Annotated in this window: 20 protein-coding genes and 1 pseudogene; 12 read left to right on the forward strand and 9 right to left on the reverse strand. The window is 62.6% G+C overall.

The genetic code is table 11. From position 1 onward, the window contains the following. Positions 1-38: 38 nt before the first annotated feature. The 6 genes from LDZ23_RS34295 (at position 39) to LDZ23_RS34320 (ending at position 5,947) form a co-directional block, all read left to right on the forward strand. Positions 39-1,364, forward strand: coding sequence for a Rieske 2Fe-2S domain-containing protein (locus LDZ23_RS34295; RefSeq protein ID WP_008345581.1), 1,326 nt, complete (start codon positions 39-41; stop codon positions 1,362-1,364). Further along, a complete protein-coding gene (locus LDZ23_RS34300; protein WP_008345579.1) occupies positions 1,364-2,557 on the forward strand; it encodes a Gfo/Idh/MocA family protein in 1,194 nt (397 codons plus the stop codon). Before LDZ23_RS34295 ends, LDZ23_RS34300 begins: the two co-directional genes overlap by 1 nt. Before the next feature lie 2 nt (positions 2,558-2,559). Next, a complete protein-coding gene (locus LDZ23_RS34305; RefSeq protein WP_008343726.1) occupies positions 2,560-3,552 on the forward strand; it encodes an ABC transporter substrate-binding protein in 993 nt (330 codons plus the stop codon). 265 nt (positions 3,553-3,817) lie between these two features. Further along, positions 3,818-4,750 (forward strand): MBL fold metallo-hydrolase, encoded by a 933-nt coding sequence (locus tag LDZ23_RS34310; protein WP_008345578.1) that lies wholly within the window; start codon positions 3,818-3,820, stop codon positions 4,748-4,750. A 108-nt stretch (positions 4,751-4,858) separates the two neighbouring features. Next, positions 4,859-5,428, forward strand: coding sequence for a YbhB/YbcL family Raf kinase inhibitor-like protein (locus tag LDZ23_RS34315; RefSeq protein WP_244808898.1), 570 nt, complete (start codon positions 4,859-4,861; stop codon positions 5,426-5,428). Between the two features lie 81 nt (positions 5,429-5,509). After that, positions 5,510-5,947, forward strand: a complete 438-nt coding sequence (locus LDZ23_RS34320; protein ID WP_008345574.1) for a pyridoxamine 5'-phosphate oxidase family protein — start codon at positions 5,510-5,512, stop codon at positions 5,945-5,947. Here the strand turns inward: LDZ23_RS34320 and LDZ23_RS34325 are convergent. Both LDZ23_RS34325 and LDZ23_RS34330 read right to left on the reverse strand, forming a co-directional pair. Next, positions 5,934-6,050: pseudogene (locus LDZ23_RS34325) on the reverse strand (zinc-binding dehydrogenase); the annotation flags it as partial. The gene LDZ23_RS34320 and the pseudogene LDZ23_RS34325 overlap by 14 nt on opposite strands. Positions 6,051-6,078: 28 nt before the next feature. Next, positions 6,079-6,567, reverse strand: a complete 489-nt coding sequence (locus tag LDZ23_RS34330) for a hypothetical protein (RefSeq protein WP_008345563.1) — start codon at positions 6,565-6,567, stop codon at positions 6,079-6,081. Between LDZ23_RS34330 and LDZ23_RS34335 the strand changes: the two genes are divergently transcribed. Together LDZ23_RS34335 and LDZ23_RS34340 are read left to right on the forward strand one after the other, a co-directional pair. Continuing rightward, positions 6,566-7,870 carry an SDR family oxidoreductase gene (locus LDZ23_RS34335; RefSeq protein ID WP_008345562.1) on the forward strand — a complete coding sequence of 435 codons (1,305 nt, stop codon included), beginning with the start codon at positions 6,566-6,568 and terminating at the stop codon, positions 7,868-7,870. The genes LDZ23_RS34330 and LDZ23_RS34335 overlap by 2 nt on opposite strands. Next, positions 7,867-8,331: a DUF2269 family protein gene (locus LDZ23_RS34340; protein WP_008345559.1), complete on the forward strand. Its 465-nt coding sequence runs from the start codon at positions 7,867-7,869 to the stop codon at positions 8,329-8,331. The genes LDZ23_RS34335 and LDZ23_RS34340 overlap by 4 nt, the downstream gene beginning before the upstream one ends. 9 nt (positions 8,332-8,340) lie before the next feature. Here the strand turns inward: LDZ23_RS34340 and LDZ23_RS34345 are convergent, their stop codons facing one another. The 4 genes from LDZ23_RS34345 to LDZ23_RS34360 are packed head-to-tail and all read right to left on the reverse strand — an operon-like array spanning position 8,341 to position 10,063. Continuing rightward, the gene (locus tag LDZ23_RS34345) at positions 8,341-8,586 is read right to left on the reverse strand and encodes a DUF3460 family protein (RefSeq protein ID WP_008345557.1); all 246 of its coding nucleotides are present in this window, start codon (positions 8,584-8,586) and stop codon (positions 8,341-8,343) included. Between the two features lie 27 nt (positions 8,587-8,613). Further along, positions 8,614-9,168, reverse strand: a complete 555-nt coding sequence (locus LDZ23_RS34350) for a DUF3005 domain-containing protein (protein ID WP_008345556.1) — start codon at positions 9,166-9,168, stop codon at positions 8,614-8,616. 56 nt (positions 9,169-9,224) lie between these two features. After that, positions 9,225-9,809 (reverse strand): hypothetical protein, encoded by a 585-nt coding sequence (locus LDZ23_RS34355; RefSeq protein ID WP_008345549.1) that lies wholly within the window; start codon positions 9,807-9,809, stop codon positions 9,225-9,227. Next, positions 9,806-10,063: a hypothetical protein gene (locus LDZ23_RS34360; RefSeq protein WP_144403552.1), complete on the reverse strand. Its 258-nt coding sequence runs from the start codon at positions 10,061-10,063 to the stop codon at positions 9,806-9,808. Before LDZ23_RS34360 ends, LDZ23_RS34355 begins: the two co-directional genes overlap by 4 nt. An 805-nt stretch (positions 10,064-10,868) precedes the next feature. On the opposite strand from LDZ23_RS34360, the gene LDZ23_RS34365 reads away from it, so the two are divergent. From LDZ23_RS34365 to LDZ23_RS34380, 4 genes are all read left to right on the forward strand, one after another. Next, positions 10,869-11,792: an NAD(P)/FAD-dependent oxidoreductase gene (locus tag LDZ23_RS34365; RefSeq protein ID WP_034471109.1), complete on the forward strand. Its 924-nt coding sequence runs from the start codon at positions 10,869-10,871 to the stop codon at positions 11,790-11,792. A 201-nt stretch (positions 11,793-11,993) separates the two neighbouring features. Next, the gene (locus LDZ23_RS34370) at positions 11,994-12,356 is read left to right on the forward strand and encodes a HigA family addiction module antitoxin (protein ID WP_008345543.1); all 363 of its coding nucleotides are present in this window, start codon (positions 11,994-11,996) and stop codon (positions 12,354-12,356) included. Beyond that, positions 12,346-13,854, forward strand: coding sequence for an ATPase domain-containing protein (locus LDZ23_RS34375; RefSeq protein ID WP_033535654.1), 1,509 nt, complete (start codon positions 12,346-12,348; stop codon positions 13,852-13,854). Before LDZ23_RS34370 ends, LDZ23_RS34375 begins: the two co-directional genes overlap by 11 nt. Positions 13,855-13,861: 7 nt before the next feature. Beyond that, positions 13,862-15,931, forward strand: coding sequence for a hybrid sensor histidine kinase/response regulator (locus LDZ23_RS34380; RefSeq protein ID WP_008345540.1), 2,070 nt, complete (start codon positions 13,862-13,864; stop codon positions 15,929-15,931). 321 nt (positions 15,932-16,252) lie between these two features. Here LDZ23_RS34380 and LDZ23_RS34385 read toward each other — a convergent pair whose 3' ends face one another. Genes LDZ23_RS34385 through LDZ23_RS34395 form a run of 3 tightly spaced genes read right to left on the reverse strand, consistent with a single transcriptional unit; the run spans position 16,253 to position 19,936 of the window. Then, a complete protein-coding gene (locus LDZ23_RS34385) occupies positions 16,253-17,410 on the reverse strand; it encodes a lipase family protein (protein WP_008345539.1) in 1,158 nt (385 codons plus the stop codon). Further along, on the reverse strand, positions 17,397-18,650 hold the full coding sequence (locus LDZ23_RS34390) for an LssY C-terminal domain-containing protein (RefSeq protein WP_008345538.1): 1,254 nt from the start codon (positions 18,648-18,650) through the stop codon (positions 17,397-17,399). Before LDZ23_RS34390 ends, LDZ23_RS34385 begins: the two co-directional genes overlap by 14 nt. Continuing rightward, a complete protein-coding gene (locus LDZ23_RS34395; RefSeq protein ID WP_008345537.1) occupies positions 18,647-19,936 on the reverse strand; it encodes an LssY C-terminal domain-containing protein in 1,290 nt (429 codons plus the stop codon). The genes LDZ23_RS34390 and LDZ23_RS34395 overlap by 4 nt, the downstream gene beginning before the upstream one ends. Positions 19,937-20,279: the final 343 nt, after the last annotated feature.

Genomic DNA, 20,279 nt, shown 5'->3' on the forward strand with positions numbered 1-20,279 from the left:
ACATTCCCCACTGCATAGGTTGGTCAGGAGAAGCGTAAATGCTCACGCATGAAGAAAATGAATTGCTGTGCCGCGTCGAAGGCGATGCGCCGATGGGTCAGTTGATGCGCCGTCACTGGACGCCGGTGTGTCTCATCGAAGAAGTCAGCGAACCTGACGGGGCGCCGGTGAAGGCGCGCCTGTTCGGCGAGGATCTGGTCGTCTTCCGCGATACCGACGGCAATGTCGGCGTGATGGACGAGTACTGTCCGCATCGCCGGGTGTCGCTCGTCTATGGACGCAACGAAGATTGCGGTCTGCGCTGTCTCTATCACGGCTGGAAGATGGACGTGAAGGGCAATGTGATCGAGATGGTCTCGGAGCCTTCGTGCAGCGACATGACGAAGAAGGTCAAGCACAAGGCCTATGAAACGAAAGAGTGGGGCGGCTTCGTATGGGCTTACATGGGCCCGCAGGACGCCATTCCCGAGTTCGTGCCGCCGGCATGGGCGCCGACCGAAGACACGCGCGTGAGCATCGCCAAGGCGATCCTGCCGTGCAACTGGGCGCAGATTCTCGAAGGCGCGATCGATTCGGCGCACAGCTCCAGTCTGCACTCGTCGGACTTCGTGCCGGCGCGTGTGGGCGGCGCGGAAGCGACCTCGAAGAACTGGCTGCGTCCATCGACGGACAAGGCGCCGCGCCTCCAGGTGCATCGCACCGAATACGGCTTTCGCTATGCCGCGCTGCGCCGCCCGATACAGAACGCGGCTACGCATGACTACGTGCGCTCGACCGTGTTCGTCGCGCCGGCAACCGCGCTGATCCCGCCGAACAACCTCTACAACGTCGCGAACATCAACGTGCCCTGCGACGACCACAGCACGGCGTTCTATTTCATGGCGTGGGGCCATCCGGACAAGACGCCGGAAACCGAGACGTGGCGCAAATTCCTGGGGCAGCAGGTCGGCATCGATCTCGACGAGAACTATCGGCCGCTGCGCAATCACGACAACCGTTTCTGGCAGGATCGCGAAGCCATGAAGGCCGGCAACTTCACCGGCATCAAGGGCTTCCCGAATCAGGACATCGCCATGTGGGTGACGATGGGCGCGATCGCGGATCGCACCGAAGAGCGCCTCGGCGCGAGCGATGTCGCCGTGGTCGAGTTCCGCCGCCGCATGCTCGATGCGCTCGAGGCGTTCAAGTCCGGCGAGGCGGCCATCGGGACCGGCGAGAAGGCCATTCCACGCAGCGTGTGCTCGTTCCAGGCGATGGTGCCGAAAGACACCGACTGGAAGCAATACGCGGCGCATCCGGTCTGGATGGAGTCCGTCGACAAGGAAGCGCCGGAACTCGAATCGAACTATCAGGTTCAGGTCTGATGACCACGATCAGACTCGGCATCGTCGGCCTCGGCCGCGCCTTTTCGCTGATGCTGCCGACGTTTCTCGGCGACGCGCGCGTGCGACTCGCCGGGGCGTGCGATCCGCGCGAGACGGCGCGCGCGCAGTTCGAAGCGGATTTCGACGCGCCCGCTTTCGACGACATCGAAGCGCTCGCGCGCCGCGCCGATATCGATGCGCTTTACATCGCGAGTCCGCATCAGTTTCATGCGGCGCATACGCGAATCGCGGCGGCGCACGGCAAGCATGTGCTCGTCGAGAAGCCGATGGCGCTGTCGCTCGCCGAGTGCGACGACATGATCGCCGCATGTCGCGAGGCGAACGTGCATCTCATCGTCGGTCACTGCCATAGCTTCGACACGCCGTATCTGCGAACCCGCGAGTTGATCGCATCGGGCGCGTTCGGCGACGTGAAGATGATCCAGGCGCTCAACTACACCGACTATCTCTACCGGCCGCGCCGTCCGGAGGAACTGAAAACGGAAGAGGGCGGCGGCGCGGTTTTCAGCCAGGCGGCGCATCAGGTGGATATCGTGCGAATGCTTGCCGGAAGCCGTGCTACGCGCATCCGGGCTGCCGTCGGCAACTGGGATACGGCGCGTCCGACCGAAGGCGCGTACACCGCGACGCTCTGGTTCGAGAACGGCGCATTCGCGACGCTTGCCTACAACGGCTATGGACATTTCGATTCCGACGAGTGGACCGGCTGGATCGGCGAAATGGGTCAGACGCGCAACGCCGACGAGTATGGCGCCGCGCGGCGCAAGCTCGCGAAAGTGGCGTCGCGCGAAGAAGAGGCGCGTCTCAAGGCTGCGGGCACGTACGGCGGCAACGCCTATGCGCCCGCCGCCAAGACAGCCCATACCCGCAGGCATCAGCACTTCGGGCCGCTGATCGTGTCGTGCGAGCGCGGCGATCTCCGGCCGATGCCCGATAGCATCGTCGTGTATGGAGACGAACGGCGCGAGCGCATCGAGCTCGATGCGCCCGAGGTGCCGCGCGCGGAAGTCATCGACGAACTCATGGCCGCCGTGCACGGCGAGACCGCTCCGCTGCACGACGGCGTCTGGGCGCGCGGCACGCTGGAGATCTGCCTCGCGATGCTGCGTTCGAGCGCCGAACAGCGCGACGTGCTCATCGGCGGCGAAACGTCAATCACAAAGGAAAGTTGAATATGGGCAAGCTCAATCTGTCGGTCGCGGTGGGGAACTACGATCGCATGCGGCCGCTGGTCGATGGGGAAGTGCAGATCGACGGCGTCGATCCGACCTTCATGCTGCAGGATCCGGAAGAGATCTTCTTTCGCGCGTTTCGCCACGCCGACTACGATATCTGCGAACTGTCGCTGTCGAGCTATAGCGTGAAGACGGCGGCGGGCACGAGCCCGTATATCGGCGTGCCGATTTTTCCGTCGCGCGCGTTCCGGCATACGTCGATCTATGTGCGCAACGATCGCGGCATCGAATCGCCTGCCGACTTGAAGGGCAAGCGCATCGGCGTGCCGGAATATCAGCTGACGGCGAACGTGTGGGCGCGGCTCTTTCTCGAGGAAGATCACGGTCTGAAGCCGTCGGACGTCACGTGGGTTCGCGGCGGCTATGAGGAAGCCGGCCGGCTCGAAAAGATCAGTCTCAAGCTGCCCGGCGACGTGAGGCTCGAAAACGCACCGGAGAACCAGACGATCTCGGGCATGCTCGCATCCGGCGAGATCGATGCGCTCATCGGCCCGCGCGCGCCGTCGTGCTTCGCGAACGGGCATCCGAACGTCAAATACCTTTTCGACGATCCGCAAAAGGCCGCCGCCGACTGGTACACGCGCACGAAGCTGTTCCCGATCATGCATCTGCTGGGCGTGCGGCGCACGCTCGCCGAGCAGCATCCGTGGCTGCCCGGCGCGGTGGCGAAGGCGTTCGAGAAGAGCAAGGCGCTGGCGCTCGCCAGACTCAGCGATACGTCCGCGACCAAGGTGACGCTGCCGTTCGTCGAAGAACAATTGCGCAATGCGCGGCGTCTCATGGGCCACGATTTCTGGTCGTATGGCTTCGAGCCGAACCGGCACGTGTTGTCGCGGTTCCTTGAGCGGCATCATCAGGAAGGCTTGTCCAGCCGGCTGCTGCAGCCCGAGGAACTCTTTCATCCCGCGACGCTGGAAAACTTCAAGATCTGAGCGTGACATGGCCGCGGCGACGCGGCCTCACATCTTCGATAGCGCCTCACATGCCGGTTCCGGCATCTTCCGTTCAGTCTGGACTCACCGGATGACGGCCGTCGCGCGACCGTCCATTGTCGCCACTCAGGCAACACGGTGTACGCACTCGCGACCCTACTGGCCTTCGCTACCGCTTCCTACAATCCGTCACACGCTCGGTCGAACGCGAGCGAAAGGAAGCGCAACGCGCGCTCACGCCATCAAATTTCCAGGACTATCGAAGATGAGCCAGACAACCCGCAATGTGCAGCCCGTTATCGCCAAGCTCGGCAAAGAAGGATCGGGCGAGCTCGTGTCTTCCCGATACGCAGTTCGCATAGGCGATATCGATGTCGTGCTGATCAGCGACGGCGTGCTGCCGCTGCCGACCTCCACCATGTCCACGAACGTGAGCGAAGCCGATCGCAACGAATGGTTCGATGGCCGTTTCCTGCAACGGGACACGTTCGACTGGGCGTTGAATATCGCGCTCGTGCGCAGCGGCGAACGCCTGATCCTGATCGACTCGGGCGTAGGCGATGGGTTCGAATACTTCTCGCGCGCCGGTCAGTCGGTAATGCGCCTGGAATCGGCCGGTATCGACCTGGCTGCCATCACCGATATCGTGATTACGCACATGCACATGGATCACGTCGGCGGGCTGAATGTCGATGGCGTCAAGGCGAAGCTGCGTCCCGACGTGCGCATTCATGTGTCCGCCGCTGAAATCGCGTTCTGGAAGAATCCGGACTTCAGCAAGACGGTGATGCCCGAAGCGGTTCCTCCGGCGCTCCGCGAGGCTGCTGCGAAGTTCGCCAAACGCTACAGCGAGAACATCGTGCAGTTCGATCAGACAGTTGAAGTCGCACAGGGCGTGTCGGCGCGGGTGACGGGTGGCCACACGCCGGGGCACTGCGTCGTGGATGTCGCATCGAACGGGGAGAAGCTGACGTTCGTCGGCGACGCCATTTTCGAAGTCAACTTCGACAACCCCGATTGGCAGAATGGCTTCGAACATGATCCCGAAGCCTGTGTGGACGTGCGTATTGCGCTGCTCGACGACGCCGCTGACACCGGCACGCTGCTCGCTGCTGCGCACGTCGCGTTTCCGTCGATCGGTCATGTTGCAAAGAGCGGTGAGCGTTACCGCTTCGTGCCGGTGCAGTGGGACTATTGATCGATACTTCGCGGCGCATTGCGAGTTGGATTCGAGGGACATCCGCGTCACTGGCAATGATAGTCAGTGAGCGGCCTTCTTCTACTGGTTCTATACAACGGACACGATATGGAACTCAACGGTCTCCTGCCAGCCGTGTGCTGCACGGCTTTGCTTGCAACAGTACCCGCCATTGCGGTTGCAGATCCCTTCACTGTCAAGGTCGATGGGCTGAATCGCGGTCGGTTCGAAAATGAACAGGTGTACGGTCAATTCGGCTGTCATGGCGAAAACGTCTCTCCGCGCATTTCGTGGTCGCATGTTCCGGCCGGCACGAAGAGCATCGTCATCACCATCTACGACCCGGATGCACCCACCGGCGGTTTGGGCTGGACGCACTGGCAAGTGGCAAACATTCCGCCGTCGCAAACATCGATTGAAAAAGGCGCGTCGGGCAATGCCCGAGTGCTGCCGATAGGTGCAATCGAGACGCTGACCGATTTCGGTGCTTCGGCGTATGGCGGACCGTGCCCGCCGCCGGGCAAAGCGCATCGATACATCGTGACGGCTTCGGCTTTGACCGTTTCGAGCCTCGATGTCAAAGCGGATTCAAGTCCCGCGCTTGTCGCCTATCAGATGCATGGGAAAGTCATCGGCCAGGCGCGCTACGTGGCGCGCTATCACCGTTCGGCGGACTGAGCAGACCTGCAAGGCGCGGCTCTCCGATGCGAACCGGCACGCGGGTTGCGGAAGATACGCGATCAACCCACGGAGAGCACCATGAGCCAACTGACTTTGCACGATCTCGCAACCAAGATGGCGGAGATCGACTTCGCGATGCTTTCGACGCGCTCGCTGAACGGCAAGATCGCCGCGCGGCCGATGAGCAATAACCGCGATGTCGAATACGACGGCGACAGCTACTTCTTCACACTCGAAGAAACGCATACGGTGCAGGAGATCAAGGCCGATGCGACCGTGGCGCTGACTTTCACGAGCAGCGCGAACCCGGACGGCGCGCCGCCGCTTTTCGTGGCCGTCGAGGGCCGCGCGGAGCTCATTCGCGAGAAACCGGCGATGAAGGATCACTGGAACGAAGACATCGAGAAATGGTTCTCGAAAGGCTTCGAAACGCCGGGGATCGTACTCATCAAGGTTCGCGCCGAGCGCATTCACTACTGGATGGGCGAGGAGGATGGCGAGATCACGCCTGACTGATTGCCGTAGCCGCTGACAGAATGATCTTGCCGACATTCGTCGACGATTCCATCCGCCGATGCGCGTCGGTTGCACGCGCGAGCGGATACGTCGAGTCCACGACGCGGATTGCAGCGAGCGAGGCTGCGCATTCAGCGGCGCTTCGACAGAAAGGGCACAACCAGTCCCGCGCCGAACGCCAAATAGACAGCGGCGATGTGCGCCGCGGGCAGGTGATATTCGAAGCCGGGCGTGAAGCGCTTGGGGACGACGATATAATCGCCGGCCGCTGCGGCAAGCGTCGTCGCTGCGGCGAGTGCGACGCGTTGTCCGTGAGACTGCGCGGCACCGCCGCGCAGTCTCGGCGATGTGCGCGCGGCCGCGACAGCCAGCGCATTGCAGGCGGCCCAGCCGATCGACATCGACTGGTGAATGGCGAGACCGGCAAGCAGATGGCGCCATTCCGGCCGCGCGGTCTGGTTTGCTTCTTGCGGCCATAACCAGTGGCTGACGGCGCTGATCGGCGCGCTTGCGCGTTTGCCGTGCAGACGCCCACAGATCGCAAGGGCCGCCGTCGATAACAGTCCGGCAACGGAGCCGGGAATCAGGATATCCGTCACAGGGTCGATGTCTTCAGTCATGGTCATTTTTCTGACAGGCGCCACGGGGCTCCTCGGCTCGCGCATCGCGGCGGCGCTGGTTGCGCAAGGACACGCGGTGAGGTGCGCCGCGCGCCATGCGCCTGGCGGCGAAGGCGCCGTGAGAGGCTGCCGTTTCGTGGCGCTCGATTTGAGCGATGAACTCGACCCAGCAAGCGTGATGCCGCTGCTCGAAGGCGTCGATGTGGTCATCAATGCCGCCGGCATCTTCGAGGACCGGACCGGACACGACTTCTCGCGCATCCATACGCGTTCGCCGATCGCGCTGTTCCAGGCGACCGTGATGGCGGGAGTCGGCCGCATCGTGCAGATATCGGCGCTTGGCGCGGATGGGGGCGCACAGACGCCTTATCACCGCTCCAAGAAAGCCGCCGACGACGCGTTGCGCGCGTTGCCCATCTCGTCGTTGATCGTGCAGCCTTCGCTCGTGTTCGCCGAAGACGGACGCAGCACGCAGTTCTTCGCCGCGTGGTCGACGTTGCCGGTCGTGCCGCTGCCGGGGTCGGGCGCGCAGGTCGTGCAGCCGGTTCATGTGGACGATGTGGTCGAACTCGTGACGCGCGGCGCGTTGACGCGCGCAAGCGCAGCCCCCGCGAGCGAGACGGTGGCGGCTGTCGGTCCGAGACCCGTGACGATGAAGGAATACTTGCGTCTGCTGAATCGGCTTTGCTCCGCCGGTGCCCCCTTGTTCATGCCGGTGCCGATGCCGCTCGTCAAGACGGCCGCCGCGTTATGCGCGCGCTTGCCCGGCGCGCTGATGAGCCCCGATGCACTCGCGATGCTGGAACGGGGCAACGCGGCATCGGCGGATGGCATGCAGCGATGGCTCGGCAGGCCGCCGCGATCGCTCGGCGATGAGCCGTCGAAACGCGCCACGCTTGGCCTGCGTGCGAAGCTCGCGTGGCTCGCGCCGCTGCTGGCGGGCGCCATCGGCGCGGTGTGGATATGGACCGCGATCGTGTCCGCCTGGCTTTATCCGCGAGCGGCGAGCCTCGACTTGCTGGCGCGAGTCGGCGCGCCCGAAGGCACGCGCCTCTTCCTGCTGTATTCGGCCGCGCTGCTGGACCTGCTATTGGGCGTGCTGTGCTTCGCGTGGCCCGCGCGGCTCGGACCGCGACGCCGTCTCTGGTGGGCGCAGATCGGGTTGATCGTCGTCTATTCGGTGCTGATTACCTGGCGCTTGCCGGAGTTCTGGCTGCATCCGTATGGCCCGCTGTCGAAGAATCTGCCGATGATCGCCGCACTCTTACTGCTGATGAACATTGATGGAAAGGGCTCGACGTGACTTATCTGACGATCAAGTGGATGCATGTGATTTCGTCGACGATCCTGTTCGGCACCGGAATCGGCTCCGCGTTCTATCTGCTCGCCGCGAGCATCGGACGCGATGCACGGACCGTCGCGCGCGTGTCGCGGCTCGTGGTGCTGGCCGACTGGCTTTTCACGACGCCGACCGCCATCGTTCAACCGCTCACCGGCTATCTGATGATGCGGCTCACGGGCTTTCCCGTTTCGAGTCCCTGGCTCGCCTGGTCGATCGGCCTCTACGTTGTCGCGATCGCGTGCTGGCTGCCCGTCGTGTGGCTGCAGATGCGCCTCGCCGCCGAGGCGCAAGCCTGCGCCGTATCCGACGCCGGGCTGTCGAGGCGCTACTGGCGCCTCATGTCCGCATGGATCGCGCTCGGCGTGATGGCGTTCGTCGCGTTCGTCGGCATCTTCTGGCTGATGGTCACGAAGACGCTCTAGGCACGCGGTTCAATCCGTCCGGCTGTAATAAACATACGAAGGTTGTCTCAGCTCGCCTTCCTTCGCGGCGACATCGCCGGAATTCGGAAACTGTGGAAGCTTGTCCCACAGCAGCGCGCGTCCGAGCATCTGTTCGCGATCCAGTTCGGGATGATCGTGCTTGAGCCGATTCAGAAACTGCTCGAAGTCCGACACATAGAGATCGGTCTTGACGGCGTGCTCGCGCCGATGAAAGAGACGCTGCAAGAAACTCATCGCTTGCTCCTCGTGGTGCGGCCCGGGCTATTCGCGCTCCAGCCTGAACACGTGCGATGCGCGTGAACCGTTGCGCTCTTCGGCGTACACCGTTTCCGTAACGACGACCCGATAGCCCGGCTTCGGCAAGATGGAAGGGAGATTGCCCGTCACGCGGCTATCGATGCCGCCCAGTCCTGCGGCCGGCGCCGGCACGTTGTTTTCGAGCGTCGCGTTCGATGTGATGACGTTGTCGTGCCAGCCCGACAGATCGCGGCGCGCCTCGATCGACTTCGCGTCCGCGTCCACGGTATCGTCCGTCGAGCCCATGCCTTGCGAATCCACGCCGACGATGCGGCTGTTCGCCCGCTGCACCGGATCGCCGGAATCCCGCGCGATCGAAGCATGGTCGATGTCGGGCAGCGGCGACGGGTCATTGCGCTGCCCGGGCTCGGCCGAGCCAGCATTGCGGTCGCGGCCGAACTCCGCTGCCTGCGTGGCGGCATCGGGCGATGCGGTGCCTGTCGCCGGTGTCTTGGCGGGGCTTTTTGCCGCCATCTCGTTCTGCTGGGCCTGGGTCGGGTTGCCTTCGGCGTTCTGCATGCTTGCTCCAAGTCGTCGTTTCTCGCTGCACGACTCGGTCTGCGCATGGCGCGTGCCTAGCGCATGACGGACTCGCTGGCGGCACCCGTCTTCCGCCGTTGCCGCTTGCGCGAAGCGCGGATAGACGCTGCGAGTTCCATCGCGTACGGCACGACGCCGAATATCGCGCAGAGCATCAGCACGGCTGTGACGGTCGTCGAGGACAACGGAGGATCGCGCCATGCGGGCGTGTAACCAGCGGCGTTATCGAACAGTCTGGCGAAGACATCGGGATGTGCGAGACAAATGATGGCTAGCCCGACGATCGGCGCCATCTCAAGAACGCTATGTACCATTTGCTCGACGGGTGTAATGACGCGCGTCGCCGATGCGTAGCGCAGATCCGCATACACGGTGAGATGGTGGACGACGATGAGCGCGGCCATCGCAACGATCGCGAACGCGTTGATTTGCAGGAACAACGCGCACAGCACGACACCGGCGCCTTCGGTTAGCTGGGCGATATGCATCAGCGATTCGCGCACGCCGGCAGTCTCGGGAAGATTCGCCCAGCGGTGACAAAGCGCGTCCGCGGTGCCGGCGGCGAGCCACAACGGAAGCACGCCGTAGAGCAGGAAGTGCTGCGCGAGCGCCGGATTCATGTTCCGCTGCCGCCGGGCGATGCCGCGGCCTGACACAGTTGAAGCGAGACGCCGCCGACGAAGGAAAGCGACGCGAGATGCTCGGCGCAGCGCCTGAGCGCGCCAATGTCGGCCTCGCAAACGAAGTTGATGCCATCGGGTGCGACGCGGGCATCGAGAACGGCGACGTGGCGCTGCATCAGTGCGGTTATCAGGTCGTGCTCGGGAAGCGGCTCCGCTGTCATGGTTCGAATAGTGATGTTGGCTTTAGGCATGTTCGACTGGTTTCACCACAGGTACGTGCTCATTGCCACGGGCACTGCCGCCCGTCACAACTCAGCGCGCATGTACGAAATGCGAGGAAGCGGAACGTCAACGCGGAAGTACAAACGCGGGCGTCCACAAACCGCGCGATCCGAACACCGAGGGTCTGCCTGGCAGCAGAGCGCTCGCGGATGACAAGGCGACCGGCGTCAGCCTGCCGCTGTTTCAAGAAGTGAACCCGGCCTCTTATATTCAAGACGCGTGCTGAAAGTTGCACGGCCACCGATCCACAGACGGTTGGCCGACCGGCTCGCGACACAATGTCCGAACATCGGTGCACCGTTCAGTGTGAAACACAGTCGGTCGGAACGCTGTGACAGGCGGACGGCGGGTTGCCTTTGGCCACCGAACCGCGCACCCGTTCTGATTGCTGGTTGATCTGGCGTCGCGATCATCCCACCCGCAAGCGGGCGGCGGCGCTGCCCGCGCGAACGTCGGTGTCCTTCCCACGAAGCGCGCTTTCGGTGCCTCGACCTGAGACTGAGACGAAAGACGAGATTCGCTTTTCGACGAAGTCGAAGGCTGCCTGGGCTGCCGCGCACGAGACCCGCTTGCTAACTCCGCGCATGTCGAATCGGCAGCGTGGCTCGACGGGTCGGGTGCTTGCGACCCGTACGCACTGTCGCGATCACTTTGATTGTCGGGTTCCAACATGGGACTTTTGGGAATCGGAATTGCTCAACCCTGCCACGAAGGCTTGTTAGTGAACCGCGCACCGTGTTGATTCGGCTATGTCGGTTGTGCAAGAAGGAATCGATGATGGATCAGGCTTTTGACTGTGTTGTTATCGGCGGCGGTCCGGCTGGGTTGACCGCCGCACTCTATCTTGCCCGGTTCAGGCGCTCCACCCTGGTTATCGATGCCGGTCAGAGCAGAGCGTCGCGGATCCCGATCGTGCGTAACCTTGCTGGTTTTGAAGGCGGCATCAGCGGCAAGGAACTCATCGTCAAGATGCGTCGACAGGTCGATTGCTACCCGGTGCCGATAATCGCCGGCCGAGTCGTCGCGATACGACAGGTGTCCGCCGGCTTCGTCGTGGACTACAGGAGCAGCGGCGATGCTGACAGGCAGAGCGCTCTGGCACATCGTGTCCTGCTCGCGTTCGGGATCCGCGATAGGCTACCGCCGATCGTCGGAGCCGAACGGCTTACCGAAAAAGGATTGCTCAGGTTGTGCGCGATATGCGATGGCTTCGAGGCGCAAGGCAAACGGGCGGCGATGCTGGGTTCCGCGTCACGAGCGCTGTCGCACGCTTTGTTCTTCCGAACGTTTTGCAGGCAGGTAGCTGTCGTCGCGCCCGACCTTTCGGCGCTGACGCAAGAGGAGCGCGCGTCGGCCGTAGAGAACGCCATAGAATTGGTGCCGTTGGGTGCGCTCGAAGCTTCGGCTAACGCTGACGGGCGCTTGAGCGTTGTCTGCCCGGATGGGCGGCGACAGAGGTTCGATATTGTCTATCCCGTGCTTGGCTCTCGCGAAGAAACTGAGCTATTGAGTGGCTTGAACGTCGAACGGGATGAGGACGGCATGATCGTGGCGGATAAGCGGCAGCGCACTAGCGTGGCCGGCATATTTGCCGCGGGCGATGCAGTCAATTCGTTGAATCAGATCTGCGTGGCAGTCGGCGAAGCCGCGATCGCGGCGACGGCTATCCATTGCAGCTTGCCAGGCAATCCGCTTTGAAGCGGCGGCAGGCCGCTGCGACATCAGCATCGGCGTGAGTAGGCTAGCTGCGCCGTATCTTGCTTCGCACTGTCGCGGCTCAGAGCGAGGGAATCTGTGAAAAGATGGTCTGGCCGGGCCGGGCCGGGACGCTCACGGCGCGGCTCACCCAGCTTCATGGTAGCCTGATCACTTGTCACGCAACGCGTTACGCTTGCCACCATGGCTTCCACGTCGATTCCCGGCACCACCCGCTATCAGGACGAGGCACACCATCCAGGGGATCTTCTCAAGATCTTTGTGCTGCCCCATTTGGGCCTCTCGGTGAGCCAGGCGGCCCGAGATCTGGGCGTGGCTCGTCAAACGCTTCACCGGATCTTCGACGGCAGCGCGAGCATCACGCCCGAAATGGCGGTGCGTCTCGAGGCCTTTTGTGGCGTGCCGGCGATGCACTGGTTGGAACTGCAATCCGCGCATGATGTCTGCGACGCTCGTACTTCGCTCGAGCAGGCGCTGACGAAAATTCCGAAACACAGGCTCTCCCGTGTTGCAATGAAGCAGCTTGGAGCAACAGATGAACGATAGTACCGTAATGCCCCAATACGCTCGCACGGGCGTCCCGGGGCTCGACGACATTCTCGTTGGCGGACTGAGCCGGGGCAACTTGTTCCTTCTCGAGGGAAGTCCGGGCACGGGCAAGACGACCATCGCGCTGAGTTTCCTGCAGGCTGGCGCCGAGCTGGGGGAGCCATGCCTTTACATCACGCTCTCCGAGACGATGGAGGAACTGCGCAACGGCGCTTTGTCGCACGGATGGCGGCTCGGTCCACAGATCAGCATCTTCGAAGTCAGCCCGTCCGAAAATCTGCTTGACGCCGATCAGCAGCAGACGCTGCTCTATTCCTCCGACCTCGAGCTGGGCGAGACGACGCGGCTCATCCTCGGCGAGTTCGAGCGCGTGAAACCGAAGCGCGTGGTCATCGATAGTCTTTCGGAGATTCGCTTGCTTGCGCAAAGCTCGCTGCGCTACCGCCGGCAGATCCTGGCATTCAAGCATTACTTCGCTGGCCGCGACGCCACGGTGCTCATGCTGGACGATCTCACCTCCGATGCGGCGGACAAGACCGTGCACAGCGTGGCGCACGGCGTCATCAAACTGGAGGAGTTATCGCCGCAATATGGCGCCGAGCGCCGGCGCCTAAGGGTGCTCAAATACCGCGGTCAGCATTTTCGTGGCGGCTATCACGATTTTGCTATCCGACACGGCGGGGTGGCGGTGTTCCCGCGACTTGTCGCCGGTGAGCACCGAACCAGTTACGCGCGCACGCAAATGACAAGCGACGTTGCGGAACTCGACGCTTTGCTCGGCGGGGGTGTCGAGCAAGGATCCAGCACGCTTATCCTTGGCCCCGCAGGGACCGGCAAGAGCCTCTTCGCGATCCAATTCGTCACGGCGGCCGTGCGGCGGGGCGAAAAGGCTGCGCTCTTCGTCTTCGATGAAGAGCTCGGCCTTCTGTTCGACCGTGTGCGCCCAATGGGCATCGACCTCGAAGCCATGAGAGATGCCGGTGACCTGCACGTCGAACAACTGGACGCGGCAGAGCTGTCGCCGGGCGAGTTCGCGCATCGCGTGCGTGCGAGCGTCGACCGCGCGCGTGTAAAGACGGTTGTCATCGATAGTCTGAACGGGTATCAGGCCGCCATGCCTGAGGAAAATGCGCTCGTACTGCACGTGCACGAGTTGTTGCAGTATCTGAATCGGCAGGGCGCGAACACCTTTTTGACTGTCGCCCAGCACGGCCTCGTCGGCGACATGAAGGCGCCGGTCGACGTGACCTATCTTGCTGACACGGTCATCCTGCTTCGTTACTTCGAAGCGATCGGGCGCGTTCGACGCGCGGTGTCGGTCATCAAGAAGCGCACCGGGGCTCATGAGGAATCGATCCGCGAGTTCCGTATCGGTTCGGAGGGGCTCACGCTCGGAGAGCCGCTGGAAGATTTCCAGGGGGTGCTTCGAGGCGTGCCGACGTTCGTCGGAAAGTCGGCGCCTCTGCTGACGCCGAAGACTGCAACCAAGGACTGACGATCGCATGGCCGAAACCGAGCGATGTCCCGTGCTGCTCCTCACCCCGTCGGGACGCGACTGCGTCGTTGCGCAGGCGCTGTTGGGGGCGGCCGGGATCGACGCAGAGCCGTGCAAGAACGTAGCGCAACTCGGCGAGACGTTGAGAGACGACGTCTGCTGCGTTATCGTCGCCGACGAAGCGTTGAACGGCGCCGACCTCGCCACGCTGGCGGGATGGGTGTCGTCGCAGCCGCCGTGGTCGGACCTTCCATTTGTCGTACTCACACAGCGCAGCGGTCCCGTTCGCAGACCGATGGCCGAGCGGTTGATTACGGCACTCGGCAACGTCACGTTCATCGAGCGTCCGTTTCATCCGACGACGTTCGTAAGCGTCGTCGAAACAGCGGTGCGGGGCCGGAATCGCCAGTTCGAGGCTCGGGCTCGAATCCGAGAACTCGATGAGGGCGAAGCGCATCTTCGCATAGCACTCACGGCCGGACACCTCGGCTCCTGGAGCCTCGATCTTTCCAGCAACACGCTGACAGCATCGACGACTTGCAAAGCGATATTCGGCCGCTTGGAGACCGACAACTTTACTTATGAAGAACTGATTGCAAGCACTCATCCCGAGGATCGCGAGCGGGTGCAGGCAGCCATCGCGGTCAGCGCGGAAACCGGCTGCGACTACGCGATCGAGTATCGCAACGTCTGGCGGAACGGGACCGTGCACTGGGTTGAAGTCAGGGCGCGTGTCGTGCGCGACGACCGGATCGTTCGGCTCGTCGGCGTTTGCTCCGACGTGACGCTGCGCAAAACGTCGGAAGATCAGCTGCGCCGGGTGAACGAATCGCTCGAAGTCAAGGTGCTGGAGCGCACCGCGCAACTGGAAGACGCGCATCGAACGGTGCTCGAGGAAATACGGCAGCGCGAGCACACAGAGAAGCTGCTGCGGCAGGTCCAGAAGCTCGAGATGATCGGCCAGTTGACGGGCGGCATCGCGCACGACTTCAACAATTTGCTGATGGCGATCATGGCGAATCTCGAACTCGTGCGAAAGGAAGTGCCGCCGGAAGAGCGAGTGGGTCGGTTGGTCGATGGCGCGCTGAAAGGCGCTCAACGCGGCGCCGCGCTCACTCAACGGCTGCTCGCGTTCGCGCGACAGCAGGTCCTTAAGGTCGAGCCTGTCCAGATGTCTGCGCTGGTTCACGGCATGGCCGACCTTCTGGACCGGTCGATTGGCTCTATGATCGAACTGGTCATCGATACGCCCGAAGAAGTGCCGTTCACTCGCGTCGATACAAATCAGATTGAACTGGCGATATTGAACCTGGTAGTCAATGCGCGCGATGCGATGCCCGACGGCGGCGCAATCCAAATCAGCGTCGATACCGCGCATTCTGCGGGCGATGGCGACCTGCGAGCCGGCGACTACGTGCGGGTGACAGTGAGGGACACAGGCACTGGCATGGACGCCGCGACACTCGCCAAAGCGACGGAACCCTTCTTCACGACCAAGGAAGTGGGGAAGGGCACGGGGCTTGGCCTTTCGATGATTCACGGTCTCGCGCGTCAGCTACAAGGCGCGCTTCGTCTAGAAAGCACGTATGGAAAGGGCACGCGTGCATCGCTCTGGCTTCCTGTCACGGGTCGCCCGGCTGCCGAGGAGCGTATCGCCGATGACCCGAAGGACGACGGTCCGGCCGACGCCAGCGAGCTGCGCGCCACCGTACTAGTCGTCGATGACGACCCACTTATTTTGTCAAGCACATCTTATCTCCTGCAGGACCTTGGACATGAGGTGATCGAGGCCGCATCAGGGGACGCCGCGCTCCAAGTCCTTCGCGCCGGCCAGAAAGTTGACGTTCTGCTAACTGATTTCTCAATGCCCAAGATGACCGGCGTTGAATTAGCCAATGCGGCGCGGGCACTCAGGCCCGTCCTGCCTGTCATACTCGCAACCGGCTACGCGGAACTGCCGGAGGGCACCGGAGCGGATCTACCGAGACTACGCAAGCCGTATCAACAAAGCCGGCTTCTGCAAGAGATCAGGAACGCCGTGAAAAGCTTGGAATCGCCGCAATCCGGGGCGCAGTAAGCTGTCCATCGCACGAGCCAGCGAACGGGCCGCCTTCCGGACACGTTACAGCCTTGACGGACGAACGACGTCTGCAGAGATGGTTGCCGCTTAACGCATATGGCTGCACGGATTTACTTCCTCACCCTTTCGTTAGCTGGTTGGCCGTTGTGCTAAATTCCGCAACCGGCCGGTTTCTGCCGTTCGACCAAGTCGCAGTGTGACCGCTCCAGCGGCCGGTTCAGGTCGAGACCGGACCGACGCCGGACCGGTGTACATTGGGTTGCATCAACCGGTTGAAACGGCCCCGAACGCGTTCGTTGACAGACGACTGCCAGCTAATCAGCGGATCGGCACGCCAAGATCCTCCTCCAGGAAGCGCAGAATCGCCTCTGCCAGCGCCTCGCGAGGATACGCATTCTGTGTAACGAAGAGCGCCCCGATCGTAGGGTGGGTCCGCGCAACAGGCACCGCGAGCGCCCAGTGATCCGCATTGACGTAGGCGAGAAGCGTGCTGCCGGGGACAACCTGATCGTAAAAGATGACCTGACTGTCGTTCCGCGAGTCGACGCGCGCGAGCTTGTCATAGCTCGACTTCAGGATCGAGGAGATTCGCTCGGGCTGCGGGAACGTCACGACCGAGTAGTAATGCAGATCAGCCGGAAGCGGATGCTGCGCGAGCCACGCTTTGCGAGTCGCAGGTCTCAAACTCTCTACGGCACCACCATCGCCCGATGTGCAGGTTGCGCCCGGAACATATCGCAACAAGTCGGCCTGATATTGGTCGGCGTCGTTGGCGAGCGGGGAGCCGCCGATCGCACCGGCGGCACTCACCACCGCCGCCACCCGGCTTCGTATCTCAGGATAGGCGACCAGTGCTTCCAAAATGTCGGGCGCCCCCTTCGAATAACCAATCAACACGAGCCGCGGCGCGTCCTCCGATGCCGGCATAGCCATGATCGCGTCGCGAATTTGCCGTGCATTGTTAGTGGAACTCGACAGCGCGTCGACGTTGATGAGCGCTGCATCGAAGCCATACTCGCGAAGATGCGTCACGACGGTATCCGGCGTATCCAGCCAGGGATCGAAGCAATCGTAGCCGACGCCATGCACCACCGCCCCAATCAGGTGCCGCCTAGACTGGCCAAGTTCGACGGGCTCGCCGGTGCCAGGGGACTCTGCGCCGACCCGCGTCAGCGCTTGCTCGCACGGGCGGTAGTCGGGTAGCGCTGCACCGCGTGCTTCGAGGACCGCGCAATAAATTTCCCGAAAGCGCCCTCGCTTATCCATGACGCCAGCCTGAGACGCGGGCATGAGAACCATCGGGGGTGTATCGGCCGAGTACGGGATAAGCGGCTTCGCCGCGCATGCGCCGAAGAGAACGCACGACGTGATCGTCGCTAACCAAGCGCTGATCTGGCGGCACGCATCGAAGGCAGCGGCAACCTGACGCTTGAATTGAATGAGCGCCCATCTCGATCTCGAGTCACTGACTCGCATTGCCGGTTGCTCCAGTTTGACGAGTATCTGGCTCTTCCAGATAGGGGACCCACTCAAGAAAATCGACATCCGACAGACTCCGCGGCCGGGTGGCGAAGAACACGACCGCGCGCAATCCGTCCGTATAGTAAGTCGCACCGTCAAGGGTTATACGAGGACGAGTCGGCGGTGCGGGGCCAACACCGTTCACAAATCCGAGCTTTTCGAGGCCGCTCGAATACATCAGGTCCTGCATCAGAAAGTTGCGTGCCTCGTCGACGTTCTCGTGGAGAGTGAGGCGTTTTTTATCGCGGGGTGCAAAGCGCCCGCCGACAGGGCGGCCGACCTGCGCGACGTAGACCAGTTGTCCCTGAAAGCGGATCGGAGCGAGCCATCCCCGGATCCAGTTTGCGGGCGCCCCGGCCTGCGCCTGCTTGCGCATGACAAAGTCCGGTTCCCGACCGAAGACGCGCTGCGCGAGGTCAAACTCCCGCGCATCGCGCCGATAGTCGCGCCGCACCAGCGCTGCCCCGATGTCGGTGAGCTGGCCAATGCCAATGGCATTTAGCGGATCGGCCTGAATAGTCCCGCTCGGGTCGGTGGCACAGCATGGTAGGCGCTCGAGCGCCGCGCGCAGCGACGCCAGGTCCTGGTAGTCCATGATTCCAGTGGCAGAGGGTGGCAGAGGGATCTGCGACAGCCGTGGATCCATCGTGCCGCCTGGCACACGCAGAAAGATCGAGAAGGGCATCAGCGTCTGGTTTCCCAGCAGATCGACATTGACGAGCTTGATGCCTTGATCGGGGTTGGTGAACAAAATGCCCGATCGTGTCTCCCCCGACGGGATGGGGTTGTTGAACCTGAGATCACGGAAATAGTCGTCCATGCGCTTGTTGCTTGCGCCGCCAAACAGCGTATGCATTGACCATGCGACTTCATGAGGTGAGAAGTAGTCCGGGTCCGTGCCCGAGCGTAAAAGCCACAGCGCCTGCGACGTCCCATTCTGCACTTCGAGCCAAAGCGGCTGCACTCCCGTTCTGTTGACGTCGGCACCATACATCCGCTTGCTGTCTTCTTCGCTAAGCACCGTTGCGCTCACGCGTACGCCGCGACTGGAGGCGCTGACCTCGCGCTGACGCAACGGCTCAGCGTCCGCCTCGGGCGGAATTTGCCATGTCGAGCAGCCGGCCAGCGCGAGCGCCAGGCATAGCGCGAGTCCTGCATTAGACCGTCGCCTGCGCAAGGTCTGCTGGATGGTCATGGCCTCGCTCCTGGCGTCACCCGCAGTACCTTGTACGGAGTGATCCACGGGAAGATTTCGATCTGCGATAACGGCCTCGGCGTGCGATCGAACACCAGCACGACGCGGAAGCCGTCGGTGTAATACGGGTCGGTCGTCAAATTCCTTCGCGGCGCAGCTTCCAACACGGCACCCACCCCCGTCACTAGTCCCATCTTGAACAGGTTCTGGGAATACGCCATGTCTTCGGTCAGCGCAGTGCGTGCCTCATCCACCTCCGGGTCGATCTTGTGTGTCGTGAACGTTGACGAGTGCCACGTCAGGCGAATCCCGATATCGCGGCTGATCTGTCCAACCCACACAGGCTTGTCGTGATAGCGCATCGTGCTGAGCCAGAGCCGCATATGGTTGCGCTGGTGAATGTCGCCCCGCGCCTTTTGAAGCGCGAGGTCTTGGGCGCGTCCGAACAGGTAAAGGTCGCTCACCGGCGCGTTGACGTACGCTTGGCCCGACAACGCGGCGCTGATCATCCGCTCGATTGCCCCCGACCACTTTCGTTCCGTGAGGCTCCAGCCCCGCCGCACGAGTGCGGGAAAGGCGTCGTCGAGGCTGCCGACGATCACCAGGTTGAGCGGGTCGCCCTTCTTTGAGCCGTCCTCGTCAGTTGCGCAACAGGGCAGTGCTTCGAGCGCTTCTCGAAAGCTCGCGTCGTCCGTGTAATTTACAGTGGGCTCCTGCGGATCGGTCGCCCGTCTGAAGACCTGACTACGCTTGTAGTCGGCTTCAAACCCAGGTACGGATACAAAAACGGAGAACGTCCGAGCGTGTCCGCTCGCGACGAGATCCAGTTGCACCAGCTTCGCGCCCGCGTTGAAATTCGTCAGCACAAACCCCGCGACCGTCTCTCCGGGACGCACGGGGTTATGAAAAGCGAGACTACGGAAGCGGCGCGCGAGCTCGGAACGCTGGTCGGGCGAAGCATCGCTGCTGAAAGCCTCTGCCGCCTCCGATGCGGGAAAGAAGTTTGGATCCAGGCCGGGTGACAGGAGAAAGTAGTTGTGGTCCTCGCGATTGCGGACCTCGATCCAGACGGGCTGAATTCTTCTTTCGGCAAGCGGGACACCGTACACCGCCGCGCTTTCCTCTGAGGACAGCACGGCTGTTGAAACCTCGATGCCGGCCTCGTCGCGTGTCACGGCCCGGTTTTGGTAAGCCGGTATTGCGGCTTCTGGCGGAACCGCAGCGCAACCGACCACTAGATAGCCGACGGAAATCGCAATCAGCATCCTGGTAACGACGCTGTTCATCAAGTCAACTCCGGGGTTGACACCGTGGCGTTCGGTCGCGCGGATCAGCTAGCTAACTGCGCGCCGCCCTCACTGAGCTTGCAGGAGTACGCTACCCAGTTTAGTAGAGGTTGGGGCGCCGATGGGGTAGCGACCGTGGATCGCATCCGTGCAGCACGGAGTTGATGATCGCAAAGTCTTGATTGCTTTCCGGCCGCATCCCTAAGCGGCTTGCACGGATCGGCGCCGGCCAAATCAAAGCAGATGGCCCGCCGCGATTTCCGGGGGCGGAAGCACCGCAAAAAGATCGATCTGACAAATTCACTCACTAAGCACTGGCAAAACGCCGCCGACGCGACAGGCG

It is taken from the genome of Caballeronia zhejiangensis (assembly GCF_022879815.1).
GTDB classification, from domain to species: domain Bacteria; phylum Pseudomonadota; class Gammaproteobacteria; order Burkholderiales; family Burkholderiaceae; genus Caballeronia; species Caballeronia zhejiangensis.

Bases quoted from the DNA above. Each gene is read 5' to 3' on its own strand.
- LDZ23_RS34295 (WP_008345581.1), top strand. From the start codon at position 39: ATGCTCACGCATGAAGAAAATGAATTGCTGTGCCGCGTCGAAGGCGAT.
- LDZ23_RS34300 (WP_008345579.1), top strand. From the start codon at position 1,364: ATGACCACGATCAGACTCGGCATCGTCGGCCTCGGCCGCGCCTTTTCG.
- LDZ23_RS34305 (WP_008343726.1), top strand. From the start codon at position 2,560: ATGGGCAAGCTCAATCTGTCGGTCGCGGTGGGGAACTACGATCGCATG.
- LDZ23_RS34310 (WP_008345578.1), top strand. From the start codon at position 3,818: ATGAGCCAGACAACCCGCAATGTGCAGCCCGTTATCGCCAAGCTCGGC.
- LDZ23_RS34315 (WP_244808898.1), top strand. From the start codon at position 4,859: ATGGAACTCAACGGTCTCCTGCCAGCCGTGTGCTGCACGGCTTTGCTT.
- LDZ23_RS34320 (WP_008345574.1), top strand. From the start codon at position 5,510: ATGAGCCAACTGACTTTGCACGATCTCGCAACCAAGATGGCGGAGATC.
- LDZ23_RS34335 (WP_008345562.1), top strand. From the start codon at position 6,566: ATGGTCATTTTTCTGACAGGCGCCACGGGGCTCCTCGGCTCGCGCATC.
- LDZ23_RS34330 (WP_008345563.1), bottom strand. From the start codon at position 6,567: ATGACTGAAGACATCGACCCTGTGACGGATATCCTGATTCCCGGCTCC.
- LDZ23_RS34345 (WP_008345557.1), bottom strand. From the start codon at position 8,586: ATGAGTTTCTTGCAGCGTCTCTTTCATCGGCGCGAGCACGCCGTCAAG.
- LDZ23_RS34350 (WP_008345556.1), bottom strand. From the start codon at position 9,168: ATGCAGAACGCCGAAGGCAACCCGACCCAGGCCCAGCAGAACGAGATG.
- LDZ23_RS34355 (WP_008345549.1), bottom strand. From the start codon at position 9,809: ATGAATCCGGCGCTCGCGCAGCACTTCCTGCTCTACGGCGTGCTTCCG.
- LDZ23_RS34360 (WP_144403552.1), bottom strand. From the start codon at position 10,063: ATGCCTAAAGCCAACATCACTATTCGAACCATGACAGCGGAGCCGCTT.
- LDZ23_RS34365 (WP_034471109.1), top strand. From the start codon at position 10,869: ATGATGGATCAGGCTTTTGACTGTGTTGTTATCGGCGGCGGTCCGGCT.
- LDZ23_RS34370 (WP_008345543.1), top strand. From the start codon at position 11,994: ATGGCTTCCACGTCGATTCCCGGCACCACCCGCTATCAGGACGAGGCA.
- LDZ23_RS34375 (WP_033535654.1), top strand. From the start codon at position 12,346: ATGAACGATAGTACCGTAATGCCCCAATACGCTCGCACGGGCGTCCCG.
- LDZ23_RS34380 (WP_008345540.1), top strand. From the start codon at position 13,862: ATGGCCGAAACCGAGCGATGTCCCGTGCTGCTCCTCACCCCGTCGGGA.
- LDZ23_RS34385 (WP_008345539.1), bottom strand. From the start codon at position 17,410: ATGCGAGTCAGTGACTCGAGATCGAGATGGGCGCTCATTCAATTCAAG.
- LDZ23_RS34390 (WP_008345538.1), bottom strand. From the start codon at position 18,650: ATGACCATCCAGCAGACCTTGCGCAGGCGACGGTCTAATGCAGGACTC.
- LDZ23_RS34395 (WP_008345537.1), bottom strand. From the start codon at position 19,936: ATGAACAGCGTCGTTACCAGGATGCTGATTGCGATTTCCGTCGGCTAT.